This window comes from uncultured Collinsella sp. (assembly GCF_959026545.1).
GTDB lineage: Bacteria > Actinomycetota > Coriobacteriia > Coriobacteriales > Coriobacteriaceae > Collinsella.
The window spans coordinates 119,580-141,218 of the sequence record NZ_CAUFLV010000003.1 but is presented as its reverse complement, the minus strand read 5'-3'; the positions used below and the strand labels follow the sequence as shown (position 1 = coordinate 141,218).

The following is a 21,639-nucleotide window of genomic DNA, read 5'->3' as shown; positions in this document are numbered from 1 at the left end:
GTTTTGATAGGGAAAGGGCCGGGCGCTGCCAAAGCAACGCCCGGCCCCATGGCCACGTGCGATGAATCGGAGGCTTACTCGGCCATCTGAGCCTGAACGGCCGTGATGGCCACCACGCCCACGATGTCCTCGGCCGAGCAGCCGCGCGACAGGTCGTTCACCGGTTTGGCGATGCCCTGCAGGATCGGGCCGTAGGCATCCGCACCGGCGAAACGCTGCACGAGCTTGTAGCCGATGTTGCCGGCCTCGAGGTCGGGGAACACGAGTACGTTCGCCTTGCCGGCGACCGGGGAGCCCGGGGCCTTGAGTTGCGCCACGGTGGGCACGATGGCGGCATCGAGCTGAAGGTCGCCGTCGATGGCGAGCTCGGGAGCCTTGTCCTTGCAGAACGCCACAGCCTCCTGGACCTTCTTGGCGACCTCGCCGCCAGCCGATCCCATGGTGGAGTAGGAGAGTAGCGCCACGTGCGGCTCGGCACCTCCCATGAAGGTCTGCCAGCTCTTGGCGGACGCGATGGCGATCTCGGAGAGCTCGTCGGAGGTGGGGTTGATGTTCAGGCCGCAGTCGGCGAAGATCAGCGTGCCGTCGGTGCCGAACTGCGGGGTCTGGGTGCACATGATGAAGAATGCGGAGACGAGCTTGGTGCCCGGGGCGGTCTTGAGGATCTGCAGGGCGGGGCGCAGCGTGTCGGCGGTGGAGTGGCAGGCGCCGGACACGAGGCCGTCTGCATCTCCCATCTTGACCATCATGGTGCCGTAATAGGTGGCGTCGTTCATTTGGGCGCGGGCCTGTTCGATGGTCACGCCCTTCTTTGCGCGGAGCTCGGCGAACTTCTGGGCGTACTCTTCGTGCTTGGGGCCGCACTTGGGGTCGATCACGGTGACGCCGGGGACGTCGATCTTCTCGGGATCGCCCAAGATGACCAGGTTGGCGAGATCCTCCTCGACGATGATCTTCGCTGCGTCGATGGTGCGCTGGTCTTCGCCCTCGGGCAGGACGACGGTCTTTTTATCCGCCTTGGCGGTGGCTTTCATGCGGCTCAGGAAATCGCTCATGTACGCTCCTCAGAATGAATCGCTCATCGCGTGCCGCTGCGCGCGATGAGCATTATTGGTGTGACAGAGGTAATTATATGACTCGACCGCTATAATCATTTGGATGAAAACGCGATATGCGGGCCATGGCGACCCCGCTCGTCGCTTCATGGGAAGAGATGTCGCCACCGCCTGCAAGGAGCTGTCATGCAGATCACTTTCGGTCTCCCGGAGGACTTCAACCCGAACGCGTACGACATGATCGTCGTCGGCGCGGGATACGCTGGCGCCGTGTGCGCCCGTCGCCTCGCCGAGACCGTCGGATTCCGCGTCGCCGTCTTGGAGCGTCGCGACCATATCGCCGGCAACGCGTATGACTATTACGACGAGGCCGGGATTCTGGTGCATATGTACGGCCCGCATATCTACCATACGTTCAACGAGAACGTGCACAATTTCCTCTCCCGCTTCACCGAGTGGACCGATTATCAGCACAAAGTGCTCGCCAACGTTCACGGCACGTTCATGCCGGTGCCCTTCAACCACAAGAGCCTGTTGCTCGCTTTTGGCGATCAGCGCGGTGAGGAGCTCTACAACAAGCTCGTCGACACGTTCGGCAAGGATGTGAAGGTTCCGATCCTGAAGCTTCGCGAGAAAAACGACCCGGACCTGGCCGAGGTCGCCGACTACGTGTACGAGAACGTATTCCTGCACTACACGATGAAGCAGTGGGGTCAGACGCCCGACGAGATCGATCCGTCCGTCACTGCGCGCGTCCCCGTGTTCGTGGGTGACGATGACCGTTACTTCCCCCAGGCCCCCTTCCAGGGTATGCCCGCGGAAGGCTACACCGCCCTGTTCGAGAACATGCTCGACCATGATTGCATCGATGTGTTCTGTGGTGTCGACGCACGCGACATCTTCGAGCTCGACGAGACCACGGTTAAGGTTCGCGGCAACGTCTACGGTGGCGAGGTCATCTACACCGGTCCGCTTGATGAGCTGTTCAACCTTGATCTGGGCGCTCTGCCGTACCGTACGCTCGACATGAAGTTCGAGACCCTCGACATGGATCGCTTCCAGCCGGTTGGCACGGTTAACTACACGGTGTCCGAGGACTTCACGCGTATCACCGAGTTCAAGAACATGACAGGGCAAGAGGTCGAAGGCAAGACCACCATCATGAAGGAGTACAGCCACGCTTACGAGCCGGGTAGCGGCCAGACCCCGTACTACGCGATTCTCGACCCCGACAACCGCAAGCTCTACGAGCGGTATCTCGAGCGCGTGCAGCACATCACGAATTTCCACCCGGTCGGCCGTCTTGCCGAGTATCGTTACTACGATATGGATGCCGTGACCGCTTCCGCCCTTAACCTCTCCGACGAGATCATCGCCTGCCATGCCTAATACCGAACAGAACTGCGTTGCGACTGCTTACGATATCGAGGCTGCCCGCGTCGCGTTTCCCATCAGGACGATTTCTGTGACGCCGGCGGGGGAGGGCCACAAGGTGCTCTCTTTTGGCATCCCCAGTTACAATGCCGCTAAGGATATGGATCACTGCATCACCTCAATCCTCGAGGGATCCAAGTTCGCGTCCGACATCGAGATCATCATCGTCGATGACGGCTCGGAGGACGAAACGGGCGCCAAGGCAGATGAATGGGAGGCGCGGTATCCGGGCATTGTCCGCGTGGTGCATCAGGAGAACGGCGGCCATGGCATGGCTGTGCGTGCCGGCCTGCGCGAAGCCCAGGGTACGTACTACAAGGTCGTCGATTCCGACGACTGGCTCGACGCCGCCGCGCTTTCCACCATGCTCACCATTCTTCGCGGATTTGAGGAGCGTAACCTGCGCGTTGACCTGTTCATCTCGAACTACGTGTACGAGAAGGTTCACGAGGGCACGCACACCACGATCAGCTATCGCATGGCGTTGCCGCGCAAAAAGGTCTTTTCCTGGGAGGAGATCGGGCGCTTCCGCCCCGATCAGAACCTGCTCATGCACTCTTTGTGCTACCGCACGGATGTCTTGCGCGGGCACGACCTCCCCATGCCACCGCACACCTTCTACGTGGACAATATCTACGCGTACGTGCCGTTGCCCAACTGCAAGACTCTCTATTACGCCGACGTCGACCTGTATCGTTACTTCATTGGTCGTGAGGGTCAGAGCGTAAACGAGGCCACTATGGTCAAGCGCCTGGACCAGCAGTTCCGCATTACGCGCATCATGATGGAGTCCTACCACCTGTACGAGGACGTCGAACAGGAGAAATTGCGCTCCTACATGATGGGTTACTTCACCATGATGATGGCCATCTGCTCGGTGTTCACCAAGCTTTCCGACAAGCCGGGCATCGATGATGAGCTTGCTGCCCTATGGAACGATCTGCGCACGTATGACGAGAAGATGTACCGCAAGGCGCGCCACGGCGTGATTGGCTGGGGCACGAACCTGCCGGGCAAGCTGGGAGAGAAGACCACCATCGGTATGTACCATCTTGCGTCTAAGATCTTCAAGTTCAACTAGGGTTTGCCGAGCGGACGTGCTCGGTCGGCCCCGGAAAGACATCCCTCCCCAAACGCCCTCGGATCTGCGCTTTGCGCAAATCCTCTGGAATGTTTAGTGAGGGATGTCCTTCCGGGGCCTACTGCCATCTATCGGCCTGCGCCTACTTGTCCGGGCGGTGGGGTAGACTGGTTTGCGAGAGAAAACGGACGAGAGAGGTCCTCCATGCCTGATTTCACGCCTGCCCGTGCCCGACGCGTCATCGCCGTCATCGATGGCAACTCGCTCATGCACCGCGCCTTCCATGCTGTGCCCCCCACCATGAACGCGCCGGACGGCCGCCCCACCAACGCAGTATTCGGCTTCCTCAACATGTTCCTTAAGATGGTCGACGAGTTCTCGCCCGACGGCGTGGTCTGCGCGTTCGACAAGGGCCGTCCGAAGGTCCGCATGGAGATGCTGCCCCAGTACAAGGCCCAGCGTCCACCCATGGATCCGAATCTTCGCAGCCAATTCCCCATGATCAAAGAACTGCTGAAGAACCTCTCGATCCCCGTGATCGAGCTCGAAGGCTGGGAGGGCGACGATATTCTGGGTACGCTCGCCCGCCGCGGTGAAGAGGCGGAGTGCGATATGTATCTCGTCACCGGTGACCGCGATATGTATCAACTTGTGACAGAACACGTGCATGTGGTCTCCACGCGCAAGGGCCTTTCCGACATCGCTATCATGACACCCGAGAGCGTGGACGACCTCTACCATGGCATCACGCCCAATCTCGTACCCGATTTCTACGGTCTCAAGGGCGACTCTTCCGATAACATTCCCGGCGTGCCGGGCATCGGCCCCAAAAAGGCGAGCGCATTGATCGCCCGGTACGGCAGCTTGGACGAGGTTATTGCCCATGCCGACGAGGTCAAGGGCAAGATGGGCGAGAACCTGCGCGCGCACATCGATGACGCGCTCATCTCCCGCAAGATCGCCACGATCATGACGGACGCGCCCATCGAGTGTGACCTGACCGAGGTGGCGTTCCCGGCGTTCGACGCGTCGTCCGTTTCTGCCGCCCTGGGTGAGCTCGGCATCATGGCGATGCAGAACCGCTTCCTCGCGCTGCTCGGGGAAGGCGCCGCTTCGGCTCCTGTGGCTACGAGCCTGGAGATGCCCGAGGTGCTGCGTGTTGCCCTCGACGCCTCTGCGGCCCAGAAGGGCGATGAGGAAGAGCGGGCCGCATCTGAGGAGATGAACGCGTGCTTCGACGAGCTCTGTCGTGCCCTCGATGCGGACGAGTGGCTGGGTGTCGCCATGGAGGATGACAAGGAAGATGGAGCGCTCTTCGGCATGACGCGTCGCCTGTGGGTCGCCACCGACCGCGCCCTGCTGTCATTCGAGGAACCGCTCGGCCCCTGTGCGATATCCACGATCGACCTTGACCTCTCGGCGGGGGTCATTCCTGGGGTGCTGCATCATATCCTGAGCGAGGGGCGCGTGATCTCTTGCGACGTTAAGGCGTTGCTCCACGAGCTCTCGCCCGTCGATTCGAGTGAGACGGAGCTCCTGGACCCGCTGTTGGTTGACTCTTCGCGGTTATTTGACACGGTGGTTGCCGCGTACCTGCTCGATTCCGTGCGTTCGGATTTTGCCGATTCCTATCTTGCCGAGACGTACCTGCATGCCTCGTTGCCACCCGCGGCGGGGGAGGCGGGCGCGCCGGCGGATGCCGTGAGCGCCTCTGCTCGATCCGCCTGGCTCGCCCGCATCCTGCGTGAGCCGCTCGCCGCCGCGCTTGGGGCTCAGGGCGCGGAGGACATTTTCACCAAGATCGAGATGCCGCTCGTGCGCGTGCTTGCGTCCATGGAGCGCGCGGGCATGTACGTCGACCCCGCACGATTGGCGGCGCAGTCCGAGGAACTCGTTGGTCAAATCCAGTCGCTCGAGCTTCGCATTCGCGAGCTTGCGGGTGGCGAGGAGTTCAATCTCTCGAGCCCTATGCAGCTCTCCCGCATTCTCTTCGACAAGCTCGGCTTGCCCACGGCTGGCCTCAAGAAAACCCAGCGCGGCTACTACTCCACCAACGCCAAGGTCCTCGAGGATCTCGCGAAGGACCACGAGATCGTCCGCCTCATCCTTGAGTACCGCGAGAAGACCAAGATCAAGTCGACGTACCTGGACACCCTCGGCGGCCAGCGCCGCAACGACGGCCGCGTACACACAACCTACAACCAGACCATCACCGCGACGGGCCGCCTATCGAGCTCCAATCCCAACCTGCAGAACATCCCCACTCGCTCCGAGCTGGGCCATGCGGTCAAAAAGGCGTTCTCGGTGGAGGAGGGCTCGGTCTTTGTGGCCATCGACTACTCGCAGATCGAGCTGAGGCTGCTGGCGCACCTCTCGGGCGACGAGCATCTGGTGAGTGCCTTCAACGAGGGCGAGGACTTCCATGCCGAGACCGCCGCGCGCGTGTTCGGTGTCGCGGTTGACGAGGTGACCCCGCAGCTGCGCAGCCGCGCCAAGGCGGTGAACTTCGGCATCGTGTACGGCCAGCAGGCATACGGTCTGTCGCAGACGCTCGATATCCCCATGGCGGAGGCCCGTGAGATGATCGACGCCTACTTCCGCGCGTACCCGGGCGTGCGCACATACCTGGATGAGACGGTGGCCTTCGCGAAGCAGACCGGATATGCCGAGACCATGTACGGGCGCCGCCGCCCCATCCCTGAGTTGCGCGTGCCCGCGCAGCGCATGTTCGGCGAACGCACGGCGATGAATCATCCGATGCAGGGCTCCGCTGCAGACATCATCAAGATCGCCATGGTGCGCGTGGCCGAGCGACTGCGTGCCGAGGGCTTTGCCGCCAAGATGATTCTGCAGGTGCATGACGAGTTGGACTTCGAGTGCCCGGCATCCGAGGTCGACGCGCTCGTGGCCATGGTGCGCGAGGAAATGGAGGGCGTGGCTCAGCTCCGCGTGCCCCTCATCGCGGACGCCAGCATCGGCGAGACCTGGGCAGAGGCGAAGTAGCTCTTTGCGATATCGCGGTTTTCCCGCCGAGCTACCGCGAATCGCTCGATTTTGTAACGAGTTTCGAGACGCCCCGAGTAGACGGCCGGTCTGGATGGTAAAACCCCAGTTGGCAGGAGGCCAAAACCCCCGTCTACTCGACCCCTTCGAGAATTCGTTACATTTTCGTCCGATTCGCGGCAGAGTCTCGCTGGCCGTGCGTTGGTAGATGGAAGAAGGGGCGTGGAGGCTGGTGCTGGGCCTCTGGCTTCTGATCATTCCGCATCATCAGCGGTGCGAAACTCGATTTTTAATCGACTGCATGTCGCTGGTGATGGGCTTCGCGGTTTTGGTTTGCGAGTCGATCGTGATGGGGCTTTATGCCATCGCCTCGATGATGCGGTCGATGACGGTGAGCACGCCCGCCTCGTTGTTGCTCGGGGCGAGGAACTTGCCGTGGGCATGCATGTGCTCGGCGGCATTGGCCATCACGTAGCTGTGGCCTATGATGTCGAGCATGGGGATGTCGTTATAGGTGTCGCCGAAGGCGGCGATATCGGTGAGCTTGATGCCCAGATGTTCCGCTAGATGGCGAATGCCCGACCCCTTGTCGATACCGAGGTTCATGAAATCGAGCCATTCATCACCGGCGCACGTGACGTACAGGCGCTCTCCGAATTCCGGCCCATACACCTCATCGAAATTGCGCTTGCTGTCCCAGTTGGGGAAGTATATCGAGATCTTATTCGAGTCGACATCGATTTCCTCGAAGGTGTCGATGTAGATGATATTGCGGTAGTAGATGCTCACCACGTCATGGTGCACACGGTCGCGCTCAAGCGCGTACGCGACGTCGAAGGCGCAGAGCACGGGGACGCCGCACCCCGATTCGACGCAACGCGTGAGGACCTCGCGGTACAGGTCGTGATCGATGAGGTCGCGGTAGATGAGCTCATCGCGCAGGTAGACGGATGCCCCGTTGTCGGCGACGAGCGCCATATCTTGGTGATGGGCCGGGAAGGATTCGCGCAGGGCGAGCGCGGGCCTGCCGCTCGCCGCGCAGAACACGACGCCGCGTCGCGCGAGTGCGTCAATGCGTTCGTCAACGCCCTCGGGCATGGATTTGTCATCGGCGAGCAGGGTGAGGTCCATGTCGGTGGCGACGAGTCTGATCGAGGAGAGGTCGGTATCGGCGAGGTACGAGGGAAGCATGTGATCCTTTCCGGTTTGGGCGGCGCGCGCCTTGATGTTCGCAGGTATTGTATAGCCTGAGTGCCGCACATCGGTACAAAAGCGGTTACCGCGCTCGATTTCTCTGCCCGCTGAAATTCTATGCATGTGCATGTATAAGAAATGTAACTAATCTATTTCTTGGTATACCTCCTGATTATGCTCCACCAAAACGGAGTATCCTGCCCTACAGCACGCGGAACTTTCACGCATTAAGTTGCAAGGGAGAGGGGGATGGGCCCCCTCTGGTTGCGTCGTGCGGAAGGGGTCTCAGACAAACATTGGAGGTTCATCATGACTCGTGAGACTGTTGACGTATCTATCCAACCCGCTATGCGTTCGCGCAGGGAGTTCCTTAAGCTCTCCGGCATAACGGCTATGAGCGTGGGAGGCATGATGTTCCTTGCGGGCTGCGGCCCCGCTGCCCAGGATGCAGGACAGAGCGGTAGCACCGACGCTTCCGCATCGGCGGCTCAGCTGGGCGATGGCAAGACGCTGCGTGTTGGTATGGAGGCCGCATACGCCCCGTATAACTGGCAGGTCTCCGAGGAGTCTGAGTACACCATTCCAATCGAGAACGTCTCGGGTGCTTACGCCGACGGCTATGACGTCCAAGTTGCCAAGATGATCGCCGAGGGCCTGGGTATGGAGCCCGTCGCGGTCAAGCTCGAGTTCGGCTCGCTGATCGACGCGCTCAACAACGGTCAGATCGATATCGTGTGCGCCGGTATGTCCGTCACGCCCGAGCGCGAGGACGCCGCCGCGTTCTCCGACTCCTATGTCGATGACGACATCATCATGATTTGCAAGAACGATTCGGCCTACGCCGGTGCCACGACGTTTGCCGAGCTTGCGGGCGCCTCGATTCTCGGCCAGGCGGCGACCATGTACGACGACGTGATCGAGCAGATTCCTGACGTCAACCATATGACGCCTGCTGAGACGCAGCCCATGGTCGTCGAGAACCTGATGAACGGTACGTGCGACATCATCACCTATTCCATGCTCTCCGCCCCCAAGCTGCTCGAGGTCTATCCGGAGCTCGTGGTGCTCGACATGGAGGACTCCTTCGAGGATTCCCTCATGCCCGATAACGCCGCGGTGGCCAATGAGAACAAGGCCGTCCTCGACCAGATCAACGAGATCATCGCGGGCATCGATGACGAGGAGCGTCAGGACATGTGGTCCGCCTGCATGGATCGTCAGCCTGCATAACGTATCCAAACCGCCTGCGCGCGGACATAATCTCTTCGGGCGTGGTTGCGCTTCGCTCCACAAAACGCCCTACGAGAATATGTTCGCGCTCGGGCTTTATACATCTTGCTGGGCCGCCATCTCACGATCGGTGGCCGTATCGCTATTATTCAATTAAAGGAGTCGATCCATGACCACCGCATCGGCGGGTGCTCGCCCGCTTGGTCGCTTGGCCTCGTTTGTTTTGGATGATCATCGCTACGTGTTGTTGGGAACGAGTGTGATTGCGGCGATGGGCATGAGCCTGTCCAGCCAGCCGCGCCCCGCACTGAGTTTCCTTGCCGGTGCGTATGCGCTTGAGGTCGTCTTGTACTACCTGCTCGTTGCTTGGCTCGTGCTTGCCGCCGTGGCCTTGGCGTTCAAGCTCGCTCGGTGGAAGACGTACGCGCAGGTGTCGCCCTTTACCCAACCTACCGTTGCGCGCGCGTTGCGCTACGGATCGTATGCGGTGTGCGGTATCACTGCCGTACTCGCGCTCGACCGCCTTGGCATGGGGATCGCATCTGCTTGGCAGGTCGCGGTTACGGCCGAGACGCGTCCCGCCTCCACGCTCGAGAGCATGCTCTATATGCTCTACAACAGTCGCGCCATCTTCTTCTCCGGCTTCAAGACCACCGTCGCGCTCGCGGTGTTCGGCACGGTGATCGCGTTTTTCCTCGCACTGCTCTTGGTGTTCCTGCGCATCCAGGTCATCGACCGTTCCGACAACGATTTCGTTCGCTTTTGGAAAGTCGTGGGCAGCGGTTTCGCGCGCCTTTACAGCACCGTGGTCCGCGGCACGCCCATGATGGTCCAGGCCATGATCATCTTCTTCGGCGTGTTCGCGCTTTTTAAGATGACCGACCTCACCACCACGCAGATCAACGCGATCTGGAGCACGTTTACCGCCGGTCTCGTCACCATCGTCCTCAACTCAACGGCGTATATGATGGAGGTGCTACGCGGCGGCATCGAGTCGGTTGACACCGGTCAGACCGAGGCGGCCCGTTCGCTTGGCCTGTCCCAGTGGGAGGCCATGCGCAAGGTCGTGTTCCCCCAGGGCGTCAAATTCGCCATCCCCGGTCTTTCCAACGAGCTCGTCATCAATATCAAGGACTCGTCGGTCCTTTCCGTCATTGGCACCTTTGACCTTATGTTCGCAACTACCACCGTGGGCGGCATCTACTATGCCAAGTTCGAGGCGGCGCTCGTGACGAGCGTGATCTACCTGTGCCTCACCATGATCGCTTCGTGGCTGCTTGGTCGCCTGGCGAACCGCCTCAACGTCAAGTCGGTGAAGCTTGGCAGCACTTCCGATCAGCCCGTCAACGTCGAGGAGCACTAGACCATGGCTATGAACGACAACACCGCCGTTACGGCTCCCGCCGGCGATTACATGGTGCGTATCGAGGGCCTGCGCAAGTCCTTCGGCGACCTCGAAGTCCTGCGCGACGTCAATCTGGAGGTCGCACCCGGCGAGGTGGTGACGATCATCGGTGCCTCCGGATCGGGTAAGTCGACGCTTCTGCGCTGCATCAACCTGCTCGAGACGCCCGACGCGGGACACGTGTGGTTTCAAGGAAGCGACCTCACCGCCGACCACGTGGACGTGAACTCGCTACGCGAGGACATCGGCATGGTCTTCCAGGGATTCAACCTGTTCAACAACATGGATGTGCTGGCAAACTGCACGCTGGCTCCCGTAACGCGCAAGAAGATGTCGAAGGGGGAGGCCGAGACGGTCGCTCTCGAGCACTTGCGCTCGGTGGGTCTGGCGGATTTTGCCCACGCTGCGCCCTCGACGCTATCCGGTGGCCAGAAGCAGCGCGTGGCGATTGCCCGCGCCTTATGCATGCGTCCCAAGATCATGCTGTTCGACGAGCCTACCAGCGCCTTGGACCCGCAGATTGTCGGAGAGGTGCTCGAAGTCATGCGAGGCCTGGCCAGCGACGGTATGACGATGGTCGTGGTGACGCATGAGATGGAGTTTGCGCGCACCGTGTCCGACCGCGTGGTCTTCATGGACAAGGGCGTGATTGCCGAGCAGGGCGACCCCGAGCAGATCTTCACTGCGCCACACCACGCACGTACCCGTGAGTTCCTCTCGCGTTATCTCAAAGAGTAGACAGGCGCTCGCCGCCCCGCGTCTCGGACCGTATCATCCGGCGCTCGAACAGTTTTTCACCTCATCACTTCAAGGCGAACGCGCCCCCTCCGCCCATATCATCCCGTGCTCAAACAGCGCTGTCGCGAACTGCGCGCGGGACGATATGGGCGGAGGGGGCGCGGCACATGTTTGGGGAGAGGCGTAGTACGTGGAATTTCTATTCGTTGCCGTAGCCCGTCCCCTGGCGCGCATCATCCGCCGCGAGTTCCGCACGAGCCGAAGGCCACTTAATGTGGCCTTCGTGCGAGCAGGATTGTTCGAGCGCCGGATGATGCGCGCCAGGGTACGGGGTGGTAACAAAGTCGCAACATAACAGAACGTCGCGTGAATCGATGTCACTTTAGGCTACTATAGTGACCAACGATTGACACGGCTGGTTTCGAAGGGATGAGTAACCGTGGCACAGCTTCTGGCTACATATGAGGGCATGGCGCACATCGCCATCATGCCTTGCCAGAACGCCGCCGATGCGGCCGCCCGACGCCAGCGTTCAATCTCCCGACGACGATAACTCGTTGTCTCTGTTCGCATGGAGGTCAAGTCCTCCAAGCAGAGTCCAACTGATATCGTCGAGGGAGGGTCCGCCGCAAGGCGGATTTTTCTTACCAAACGGCCGCACGCGACTCGCGGCGCGTTTGGTGCAATGGGGACGTACCCCAATTGCACCATGTGGGGATATCACAATCAGTTGGGCTCACCCGTTCTCAAGCCGAATGGCATATCGAAAGGATGAACCCATGAACACCGTGAACACTGTCTCCAAGGAAAAAGTCGTACTTGCCTATTCTGGCGGCCTCGATACCTCCGTCTGCATCAAATGGCTGCAAAACGAGATGGGTCTCGACGTCATCGCCATGCTCGGCAATGTGGGCCAGGAGCACGACGGCCTGGAGAAGGTTGCCGAGAAGGCCAAGATGCTCGGCTGCATCGCCGTCGAAGTGGTCGACATGACCGACGAGTTCGCCTCGGACTACATCACCTGCGCGCTTGCTGCCAATGCCATGTACGAGAACAAGTATCCGCTGCTTTCCGCGTTGTCCCGTCCGTTGATCTCCAAGCACCTTGTTGAGGTGGCTCACAAGTACGGCGCGGCGAGCGTTGCCCACGGGTGCACCGGTAAGGGCAACGACCAGGTGCGCTTCGAGACCTCCATCACGGCCCTCGACCCCTCTCTCAAGGTCATCGCCCCGGTGCGTGAGTGGGACCTCGGCATGCGCCCCGACGAGATTGCTTATGCCCAGAAGCATGGCGTGCCGGTTGCGCAGAGCATCGAGAAGCCGTATTCCATCGACGATAACCTCTGGGGCCGTGCCATCGAGGCCGGCGTCCTCGAGGATCCGTGGGCGGAGCCCCCGGCGGACATCTGGACGATGACCGTTGACCCCGTTGACGCGCCCGACGCGCCCACCTATGTCGAGATCGGCTTCGTCGCTGGCGTGCCGGCGAGCCTTGACGGGCGGGAGCTGCCGCTGGCGGAGCTCATTGCAAAGCTCAACGCCATCGCAGGCGCGAACGGCTACGGCCGCATCGACATGATCGAGAACCGCTACGTGGGTCTCAAGTCTCGCGAGTGCTACGAGGTCCCGGCGGGTCTTGCGCTCATTCAGGCTCACAAGGCGCTTGAGGATCTGTGCCTGGAGCGCGACGTGCTCCACCACAAGCTCGCCCTTGAGCAGCTTTGGGCCGACCAGGTCTACAACGGCCGTTGGTTCAGCCCCTTCAAGCAGGCGCTCGATGCCTTTATGGGCGCCACGCAGCAGGATCTCACCGGCGCGGTGAAGCTCAAGTTCTACAAGGGCGGATGCGTGGTCGTGGGCCGCAAGAGCGCCGCTGCCCTGTACGACCCCGCGCTCGCCACCTACGACAACGACGATGCGTTCGACCAGAAGGCCGCCAAGGGCTTCATCGACATCCAGGGCCTCTCCATCAAGACGTGGGCCACCAAGCAGGCGCAGCTCGCCGGTGCTGGTCAAGATGTCCATTTCGAGGTCGTGGCGGATGCCCAGTCCACTGCTTGCGACCAGGTCGTGAATTACTAACGAAACCGCATCGAGTTTACCTAAGGAGAGCGGATATATGGCACTTTGGGGCGGACGGTTCGAGGGCGGCGTGGATGTGTCCACGCAGGAGTTCGGTGCATCGCTTCCCGTCGATAAGCATCTGTATAAACAGGATATCGCCGGTTCGCGCGCACATGCCGCGATGCTCGCTAAGCAAGGAATCATCACCGAGGCGGATTATGAAGCCATCGCCAGCGGTCTCGCGGCGATTGAGGCCGAGATCGATGCGGGCGCGTTCGTCTTTGACATCAATGACGAAGACATCCATATGGCCATCGAGAGCGAGTTGACGCGCAGGATAGGCGAAGCGGGCAAGCGCCTACACACGGGTCGCTCGCGCAATGACCAGGTGGCCACCGACACGCGCCTCGCCGCCAAGGCTCTTTCCAAGCAGCTCATGGAGGCCAACCTCAAGCTTCGGCAGGTGTTGGTGCGCGTGGCGATCGATAATGGCACGGTGGTCCTGCCCGGCATGACGCACCTGCAGCACGCGCAGCCGGTCTTGCTCTCGCATCATCTGCTCGCGTATTACTGGATGTTCACGCGCGACTTCAAGCGGCTCGATGCGGCGTTTGAGGCCGCGGATGCCTCTCCGCTCGGTGCCGCTGCGCTTGCGGGCACCACGTATCCGCTCGACCGCGTGGCAACCGCTTACGCCATGGGTTTCACGCGCGTGATCCCCAATTCGCTTGACGCCGTGTCCGATCGAGATTTTCTTCTCGATTTGCACTTTGCCTGTTCGACCATGGCCATGCACCTCTCGCGTCTGGCCGAGGAAATCGTGCTGTGGAGCAGCTCCGAGTTCGGGTACATCACGCTGTCTGATTCCTTCTCGACCGGCTCGTCCATCATGCCGCAAAAGAAGAACCCCGATTTCGCCGAACTTATCCGCGGTAAGACCGGGCGCGTGTACGGTAACCTCATGCAGCTGTTGGTGACCTGCAAAGGTCTGCCGCTTGCGTACAACAAGGATCTCCAAGAGGACAAGGAGGGGGCGCTCGACTCCGCTCGTACGCTTAGCCAGTGCCTCGAGGTGATGGCGGGCATGGTGGACACGATGCACATCAACGCCGAGCGCATGCGCGCCGCCTGCAGGGTCGGTCATTTGGCAGCCACGGATGTTGCCGATTATCTCGCCAAGAAGGGCATGCCCTTTCGTGAAGCCCATGCCGTCGTGGGGCATTTGGTGCTGGAGTGCGACCACCGCGGATGCCAGCTGGAGGATCTGCCGTTCGAGGTCTTCCAAGAGGCGAGCCCGTTGTTCGCGCCCGACATTACCTCGGCACTCGATATCGATGCGATTGTCGCCGCGCGCACCACGGAGGGCGGGACGTCGCCTTCCGCGGTGAAGGAGCAGCTCAAGTTCGTTCGCACGTCGCTCGTGGGCGACGAGGCGCGCGTGGGCGGTCTGGGCTATGTAGTCTCCATGGGTGCGGGCGCGTAGGGACCCTTGGGCTCCGGTTGAAGGCGCGGTTGCGGCTCCTGATGCCGCTCTCGCTGGCCACCCGACCGAGGCCGCGCCTCCGTCGGGTGGCAATTGCGGCAAGACACCAGCTCCGGGTGGTCGCTGCGTCCCGGATACCGATGCGACCCGGATGGCGCCTCTGCCCGAACACCGTTGCGGTTTGGACGTCGTTGCTGCATCGAGAGTTAACTCTCGATGGTGATTTCCCGCAGATAGCTGAATTGAAGCGTTCCAAAGTGAACTTTGGGAGAGGGTGGAGAATCGTCAAGGGTGGCATGGGGTAAGATGAGGCCAGCGCGTCGCCGTCAATGAAGGCTCCTCATGGGTGCCCGACCTGCGCGCACCGTTGATACCTGTTGAAAGGGGACGTCATGCCCGCTATGGAGCAGACCTTCATCATGATTAAGCCCGATGCCGTGCGTGACCGCAAGACCGGGCTCATCATCGACCGCATCGAGCGCTCCGGTCTTACCATCGAGAAGATGGAGAAGTGCGTGCTCGACGACGAGACCGTCAAGGTCCACTACGCCCACCTCGCCGACAAGCCGTTCTTCCCCAATCTCGTCGCGTTCATGACGAGCGGTCCCGTGGTCAAGATGGTCGTCTCGGGCCTCTCCGCAGTCTCCAAGATGCGCACGCTCATGGGCGCCACCAACCCGCTTGACGCCGCGCCCGGCACCATCCGCGGTGACTTCGCCGTCGATGTGAACGCCAACGTCATCCACGGTTCCGATTCGCTGGAGAACGCCGCCATCGAGATCGAGCGCTTCTTCGGCTAGTTTCCCAGTTGGAGACGTAGTCCAATTGCAAGCCGTGTCGGGGGTCGAATCGCACGGTACCCCCTAACGACCCCGCGCCATCTGCCTAACGGCGGACGGCGCGGGGTTTGTTATGGCGCGGAGCCGCTCGGGTTCGCTACACTGAAGAGCATCGGACATACGAACGAGGAGGTTCCCGTGGCAGAGAAGAGCGTAGACGAGATGACAGCCGAGGCGCGCGACGCCGCGTTGGGGGACCTGCTGAACGGAGAGCTCATCTGCGCGCTGGGATGCACGGAGCCGATTGCGCTGGCGTATGCCGCCGCCCTTGCGCGCCTGGTGCTCGGCTGCGAGCCCGAGAAACTCACGGTGGGCTGTTCGGGCAACATCATCAAGAACGTCAAGAGCGTCACGGTCCCCAACTCGGGAGGTATGCGTGGAGTTGAGGCCGCGGCGGTTTTGGGCGCCGTGGGCGGTGACGCTTCGGCCGCCCTTGAGACGCTTGAGCGCGTCACCGATGCCGACATCGCCCACACGCGCGAGCTGCTCGCTCGAGAGGGCTATATTGATGTCTCCCTCATCGAGGGCGTGCCCAATCTGTATATCGAGGTGCGCGCCGAGGCTTTCGGGCATGCGGCGGAGGTCGCCATCTCGGAGCACCACACCAACGTTGTCCGCTGTACGCGCGACGGCGTACCCGCGATCCAATTGTGCCCCGCCGCGCGAGCCGAGCGTGACGTCGAGGACGCGTGCTCGGGGACGTGCGCGCTCATGAGTGCCGTCTCGGTTCAGGAGGCCGCCGAGGATGTGTCTCAGGCGGCTCCGGTGCCGGGGTTGTCGCTCGACGTCATCCTCGATTACGCTGAGTCGGGCGATATCTCTCGCGCCCGGGCATCTCTTGAGCGCCAGCTCGCGCTCAATGCCGCCATCTCTGCCGAGGGCCTTGAGAACGCATGGGGTGCCGAGGTCGGACGCACGCTGCTCGCCACGCGCGGCGACGACCTCGCCTGCCGCGCCCGGGCCCGCGCCGCCGCTGGTTCCGACGCCCGTATGAGCGGTTGCGCCCTGCCCGTCGCGATCGTATGCGGCTCGGGCAACCAGGGCATCACGTGCGCCCTGCCGGTGCTCACCTACGCTGAGGAGCTCGGCATCGAGGGGGAGCGTCTCACGCGCGCCCTTGCGCTGGCGGACCTCGTCGCCATTCATACCAAGAGCTATATCGGAGCTCTCTCCGCGTTCTGCGGCGTTGTGTGCGCCGCGTGCGGTGCGGGCGCGGCCATCTGCTGGATGCGCGGCGGCACGCGCGAGCAGATCGGCGCGACGGTGGTGAACACCCTCGGCAACGTGGGCGGCATCGTGTGCGACGGTGCCAAGGCGAGCTGCGCGGCGAAGATCTCCGCCGCGGTGGATGCCGCCATCCTGGGATGCGACATGGCGCTCGCTGGCCGCGGCTTCCGCGCGGGTGAGGGCATCGTGCAAGACACCGTCGAGGAGACCATCGCCAGCATGGGTTACGTTGGCCGCGTGGGCATGAAGGACACCGACGTCGAGATCTTGAAGATCATGACGGGCGAGACACGGTTGTAGGCGTGCTGCCTCTGCCTATGTGGCAGCTTCGCTTACAGAGATGATCCGAGCGCGTAATGTCGAAAAATGAGGACTGTGAAACGCTTCATTTTCTACATTCCGCTCTCAGCGCAATATTGGTCTTCGTTTGAGTTCGATGCCGCTCCTGGGGTGTATTCGGGTGAAGGCTCCATGGCGTCAGTCGCCCGTGCAGAACCGCTCTTCGATCTCGTCAAAGCCCTTGGCGAAGTCCGCCATGCTGCCGCACCAAAGGGCGCGCGGCTGGTTGCCGTTGCCCACGTAGGCGGTCTTGAGCCCGATTGCGGGGGAGGGGAAGTCGCGCTTGGGGTCGTTGCCTACCATGAGCGTCTCCTCGGGGGCGAGTCTGAGTTTGCCGAGCGCCTCGAGGTAGTAGCCGGAGCACGGTTTACAGCGCGTCGAGTTCTCCCAGGTGGTCACGAGCTCGAAGGGCATGCCGAGCATGTCGCCCCAGCCCATGCGGCACTCGATGCAGGCGCGCGAGAAGCTCGGGTTGGTGAGGAGGGCGATGCGCATCCCGCGATTGAGTACGGCCTCAATCGCCTCGTGGGCTCCCTCGCGTGGACGCGCGGCGATGAGGCGGTCGTTCTTCTTGGGGAGGATCTCGCGCTCGTAGAACTCGAGCATGTCGAGGATTGCGGGCTCGAGCAGGGGCACGCCACAGCGGCGCTCGACCTCATCGGCGAAAAACCGCTGGTTCGTCCGTATGTCGCCCTCGGCGCGCTCTCCGTTGTTGAGCTCCAACATGGCACTTCCCACCGAGGTGAAGAGCGCCACGGTACTCTTGCGTGCCGCTTGGGCGAGAAGGTTTGCCTCATCAAGTGCGAACATGCCGATGAAGGCGTTCAGGTTGATGCTGAGCAGCGTGTCGTCCATGTCGAAAACAACCGCTTTGAGAGCCGTCATGAACGCCTCCTTTCCGTTTATATGGGCATGTTTATGAATTATGCCCATAATCGCTGCGTTCCAGCCATGGAAATGAATGAGGGCTGCAATCTCCTTGTGGCATGGCGGGGGAGGGTGGCCTCGAAGTACCTGAGCCACGCTTTCCCGCCGTTGCCCTGCATCGTCCCTCGTACCTTCGCATCGCCTTAGCCGCGACCGGGCGGGGCGTCGTCTCCCTCATGGCCCTTCGCCGCCGTCGTCTCTGCGCGCGACATGCCGGTGGCTAGCCGGAGACGTTTTTCGTCGCTTGCCCCCATCCGCTCACCGGTAAATCGCTACCGTTCGCGGTTTTACTCGATTATGCAGACTAAAATTAAATCGATACAAATAGCTGGCATTACGCCAAGAAATAGCGTTTTAGCACCTGAGAGGGGTGGAGTATTCCTACTGCCGGACTCCAATTGAATCGATATAATTCCAACCACCAGATGTACACAATTGCCGTGTGCGCCGACGCAGGCCACGTGAGGAAGGACGTCCGCGTATGAAGTGGGGTATCTCCCTGTATCCGGAGCATTCGACGGTTGAGCAGGATTGCGCATACATCGAGCGCGCCGCGGCACACGGCTTTAGCCGCATCTTCTCCTGCCTGCTGTCGGTCGAGGGGGATCCCGATCAGGTCAAGCGCGAGTCTGCCGAGCTCACCTCCTGCGCCCACGCGAACGGCATGGAGGTCGTCTTCGACGTCGCCCCCAGCGTCTTCGCCAAACTCGGCATCTCCTATGACGACCTCTCGTTCTTCCACGAGATCGGCGCCGACGGCATCCGCCTCGACGAGCCCTTCCAGCCCAGCCAGGTCGCCGACATGACCCGTAACCCCTACGGTCTCATGATCGAGCTCAACGCCAGCTGCGCCGATGGCATCCTGGCCGCGACGCTCACGCATGATCCCGACCGTGCGCGTCTCATTTCCTGTCATAACTTCTATCCGCAGCGCTTCAGCGGCCTCGACACTGCCTTCTTCGAGCGTGAGAGCGCAATCGTCTGCGAGCTTGGTGTGAACCTCGCCGCGTTCATCGGCATCCCCCGCGCCGATGCCTTCGGCCCCTGGCCCCTGCGTGAGGGCCTCGTCACCCTCGAGTGCCATCGCGAGCTTCCGCTCGACTTCCAGGCGCGCCACCTGTCCGCCATTGGCCTGGTCGACGACATCATCATCTCCAACTGTTTTGCCACCGAGGAGGAGCTGGCTTCTATTGAGCAGATCGATCGCTCCCTCGTCCAGATGCGTCCTGTCGCCGATTCCGGCTTGACCGACAACGAGCGCATGGTTGCTCTCTATCCCAAGCACAGGGTCCGCGGCGACCTGAGTCCCTATCTGCTGCGCAGCACGTGGTCGCGCGTCGAGTTCGCCGACCTCGACATCCCGGTGCGTCCGGTCGGCCGCGACCTCAAGCGCGGCGACGTGGTGGTTGTCAACAACGCCAGCCCCCGCTATAAGGGTGAGCTGCAGCTGGTGTTGCAGGACATGCCCGACGACGGCACGCGCAACGTGGTTGGCACCTTGCCCGCCTACGAGCAGATGCTGCTCGACTACCTGGATTCCTGGTCGCGCTTCGGCATCCTGCTCTAGGGAAGTACAACGTAACCCAAGAGCTGTTATTCAACCCGTCACACGCCATCGACAAAAGGCAGGACGGCCTCAAGGGCGAGCAGCCTAATTGAGGAATATCGCGTTGAGCAGATCATCCTGAACTTGTTGAAGAGGAGGAGAGGACTTATGGCAAACGGTATCAAGATCGCGACCATCGGCGGCGGCTCGAGCTACACCCCCGAGCTGGTCGAGGGCTTCATCAGGCGCTATGAGAACCTTCCCGTGGACGAACTGTGGCTCGTCGACATCCCGGAGGGCCAGGAGAAGCTCGACACGGTGGGCGCACTGGCCCAGCGCATGGTCAAGCGCGCCGGCCTTCCCACCAAGGTCGTCCTCACGACCGATCGCCGCGCCGCGCTCGACGGCGCCGACTTCGTGACCTCTCAGGTCCGCATCGGCCGTCTTCCCGCCCGCGTGCTCGACGAGCGCATCCCGCTGTCCCACGGCATGCTCGGCCAGGAGACGAACGGCGCCGGCGGCATGTTCAAGGCGTTCCGCACCATCCCGGTCATCCTCGACTTTGTCCGTGAGATTCAGGAGCTCTGCCCCGATGCGTGGATGATCAACTTCTCCAACCCCTCCGGCATGATCGAGGAGGCCATCCTCAACTACACCGACTTCGACCGCGCCATCGGCCTGTGCAACGTGCCCATCAACATGCACGCCGGTATCGCCCGCGTGCTCGACGTCGATGAGAGCCGTCTCGAGCTCCAGCTCCAGGGCGTGAATCACTTCGTCTTCGCCACCGGTGTGTTCGTGGATGGCGTCTCCGTCATCGACGAGGCGGTCGAGAAGTACGCCCACGTCTCCGAGGACGAGGCCCTCTCCATGAAGAACTTCATGTCCATCCCGTTCTCGCCGGCGTTCATCCGCGGCATCCACGCGATTCCGTGCCCCTACCACAACTATTACTTCCATACCGACGAGATGCTCGCCGAGGAGCTCAAGGAGTTCGAGGAGGGCAACGTCCGCGGCGAGGTGGTCTCCCGCCTCGAGGACGAGCTCTTCGAGATCTACCGCGACGAGAATCTCGACATCAAGCCCAAGCAGCTCGAGCAGCGCGGCGGCGCCCGCTACAGCGACGCCGCCTGCAGCCTCATCGAGTCCATCCACACCAACCGCGGCGACATCCAGTACGTCGACGTCCGCAACGACGGCTGCATCGAGGGCCTGCCCTCGACGAGCGCCGTCGAGGTGGCGTGCCGCATCACCGCCGACGGCCCCAAGCCGCTCACCACGGGCGAGCTCAAGCCCCGCATCGCCGGCTACGTGCAGATGATGAAGGGCTTCGAGCGCATGGTGGTCGAGGCGGCGATTACTGGCGACCGCGACCTTGCCGTCGCGGCGCTCGAGATGAACCCGCTGTGCCCCTCCGACAAGCTCGCCAACATCGTGGTGGATGAGCTTATCGAGGCCCACAGGCAGTACCTGCCCCAGTTCGCTTAAGGGGCCTGCGCGAGGCGGTCCGGGCGGGCGACCCCCTGCCCACCCGCCGCTTGCGCGGCGCACGTCAACTTTCGTTGGGTATTCCTCGCTCCACGGCGTATCATCAAGGTGGGGTGATGAGAATATTGCGGTCGCATTTCCACGGCCGCGCAATGTCGTTCCCGCACCGCGCGGGAGAAGGAAAGGAGGAGAGCTCATGGTCAACATTCTGCTTTGCTGCTCCGCAGGCATGTCCACGAGCCTGATGGTCTCCAAGATGCAGGCGAGCGCCGAGGAGCGCGGCATCGAGGCCACCATCTGGGCCGTGCCCGAGGCCGAGGCTCAGGCGAACGCCGAGAAGGCCGACGTCATCCTGCTCGGTCCGCAGGTTCGTTTCCTGCTGGACAAGGTCAAGTCGGTCGCCGGCGACACGCCGGTCGAGGTCATCGACATGATGGCATACGGCATGATGGACGGTGCCAAGGTCCTCGATCAGGGTCTCAAGCTCATCGGCCACGAGTAATCGGCCGCGCGCCCGGCGCGCCCGAACCCGCGGGGGCACCCGCATCCGTGTCTATTCGATCATCACCCCACTTTTTTAAGGAGAG

16 protein-coding genes are annotated in these 21,639 nt (G+C 61.9%); 13 read left to right on the top strand and 3 right to left on the bottom strand.

Translation table 11 applies throughout. From position 1 onward, the window contains the following. Window positions 1-74 precede the first annotated feature (74 nt). Window positions 75-1,055 (bottom strand): phosphate acetyltransferase, encoded by a 981-nt coding sequence (gene pta / locus Q5Q88_RS02685; RefSeq protein ID WP_302741693.1) that lies wholly within the window; start codon window positions 1,053-1,055, stop codon window positions 75-77. A gap of 186 nt (window positions 1,056-1,241) precedes the next feature. On the opposite strand from pta, the gene glf reads away from it, so the two are divergent. The 3 genes from glf to polA all read left to right on the top strand — a co-directional run bounded on the left by glf (window position 1,242) and on the right by polA (window position 6,573). Next, the gene (gene glf / locus Q5Q88_RS02680) at window positions 1,242-2,444 is read left to right on the top strand and encodes a UDP-galactopyranose mutase (RefSeq protein ID WP_118653566.1); all 1,203 of its coding nucleotides are present in this window, start codon (window positions 1,242-1,244) and stop codon (window positions 2,442-2,444) included. Beyond that, a complete protein-coding gene (locus Q5Q88_RS02675) occupies window positions 2,437-3,570 on the top strand; it encodes a glycosyltransferase family 2 protein (protein WP_302741692.1) in 1,134 nt (377 codons plus the stop codon). The genes glf and Q5Q88_RS02675 overlap by 8 nt, the downstream gene beginning before the upstream one ends. A gap of 204 nt (window positions 3,571-3,774) precedes the next feature. Continuing rightward, window positions 3,775-6,573 (top strand): DNA polymerase I, encoded by a 2,799-nt coding sequence (gene polA, locus Q5Q88_RS02670; RefSeq protein ID WP_294122555.1) that lies wholly within the window; start codon window positions 3,775-3,777, stop codon window positions 6,571-6,573. Window positions 6,574-6,930: 357 nt separating this feature from the next. Here the strand turns inward: polA and Q5Q88_RS02665 are convergent, their stop codons facing one another. Further along, complete coding sequence (locus Q5Q88_RS02665; RefSeq protein WP_118653563.1) at window positions 6,931-7,764, bottom strand: HAD family hydrolase; 834 nt, start codon at window positions 7,762-7,764, stop codon at window positions 6,931-6,933. Between the two features lie 312 nt (window positions 7,765-8,076). On the opposite strand from Q5Q88_RS02665, the gene Q5Q88_RS02660 reads away from it, so the two are divergent. The 7 genes from Q5Q88_RS02660 to Q5Q88_RS02630 all read left to right on the top strand — a co-directional run bounded on the left by Q5Q88_RS02660 (window position 8,077) and on the right by Q5Q88_RS02630 (window position 17,052). Then, window positions 8,077-8,997 carry a transporter substrate-binding domain-containing protein gene (locus Q5Q88_RS02660; protein ID WP_233546131.1) on the top strand — a complete coding sequence of 307 codons (921 nt, stop codon included), beginning with the start codon at window positions 8,077-8,079 and terminating at the stop codon, window positions 8,995-8,997. Between the two features lie 169 nt (window positions 8,998-9,166). Further along, a complete protein-coding gene (locus Q5Q88_RS02655) occupies window positions 9,167-10,360 on the top strand; it encodes an amino acid ABC transporter permease (RefSeq protein WP_199588893.1) in 1,194 nt (397 codons plus the stop codon). Window positions 10,361-10,363: 3 nt separating this feature from the next. Then, window positions 10,364-11,140: an amino acid ABC transporter ATP-binding protein gene (locus Q5Q88_RS02650; protein WP_294122561.1), complete on the top strand. Its 777-nt coding sequence runs from the start codon at window positions 10,364-10,366 to the stop codon at window positions 11,138-11,140. A gap of 779 nt (window positions 11,141-11,919) precedes the next feature. Continuing rightward, window positions 11,920-13,221 carry an argininosuccinate synthase gene (locus Q5Q88_RS02645; protein WP_302741686.1) on the top strand — a complete coding sequence of 434 codons (1,302 nt, stop codon included), beginning with the start codon at window positions 11,920-11,922 and terminating at the stop codon, window positions 13,219-13,221. Window positions 13,222-13,258: 37 nt separating this feature from the next. Further along, a complete protein-coding gene (gene argH, locus Q5Q88_RS02640) occupies window positions 13,259-14,686 on the top strand; it encodes an argininosuccinate lyase (protein ID WP_118653561.1) in 1,428 nt (475 codons plus the stop codon). Between the two features lie 392 nt (window positions 14,687-15,078). Continuing rightward, window positions 15,079-15,486, top strand: a complete 408-nt coding sequence (ndk, locus tag Q5Q88_RS02635) for a nucleoside-diphosphate kinase (RefSeq protein ID WP_118653560.1) — start codon at window positions 15,079-15,081, stop codon at window positions 15,484-15,486. Between the two features lie 201 nt (window positions 15,487-15,687). Continuing rightward, entirely contained in the window at window positions 15,688-17,052 is a 1,365-nt protein-coding gene (locus Q5Q88_RS02630) for a serine dehydratase subunit alpha family protein (RefSeq protein WP_302741722.1), read from the top strand. Window positions 17,053-17,229: 177 nt separating this feature from the next. Here the strand turns inward: Q5Q88_RS02630 and Q5Q88_RS02625 are convergent, their stop codons facing one another. Further along, entirely contained in the window at window positions 17,230-17,976 is a 747-nt protein-coding gene (locus Q5Q88_RS02625; RefSeq protein ID WP_302741682.1) for an HAD family hydrolase, read from the bottom strand. 523 nt (window positions 17,977-18,499) lie between these two features. Between Q5Q88_RS02625 and Q5Q88_RS02620 the strand changes: the two genes are divergently transcribed. The 3 genes from Q5Q88_RS02620 to Q5Q88_RS02610 all read left to right on the top strand — a co-directional run bounded on the left by Q5Q88_RS02620 (window position 18,500) and on the right by Q5Q88_RS02610 (window position 21,554). After that, window positions 18,500-19,585: a DUF871 domain-containing protein gene (locus tag Q5Q88_RS02620; protein WP_302741680.1), complete on the top strand. Its 1,086-nt coding sequence runs from the start codon at window positions 18,500-18,502 to the stop codon at window positions 19,583-19,585. A 147-nt stretch (window positions 19,586-19,732) separates the two neighbouring features. Then, a complete protein-coding gene (locus Q5Q88_RS02615; protein ID WP_302741678.1) occupies window positions 19,733-21,052 on the top strand; it encodes a 6-phospho-beta-glucosidase in 1,320 nt (439 codons plus the stop codon). 196 nt (window positions 21,053-21,248) lie between these two features. Beyond that, the gene (locus tag Q5Q88_RS02610; protein ID WP_118653556.1) at window positions 21,249-21,554 is read left to right on the top strand and encodes a PTS sugar transporter subunit IIB; all 306 of its coding nucleotides are present in this window, start codon (window positions 21,249-21,251) and stop codon (window positions 21,552-21,554) included. Window positions 21,555-21,639: the final 85 nt, after the last annotated feature.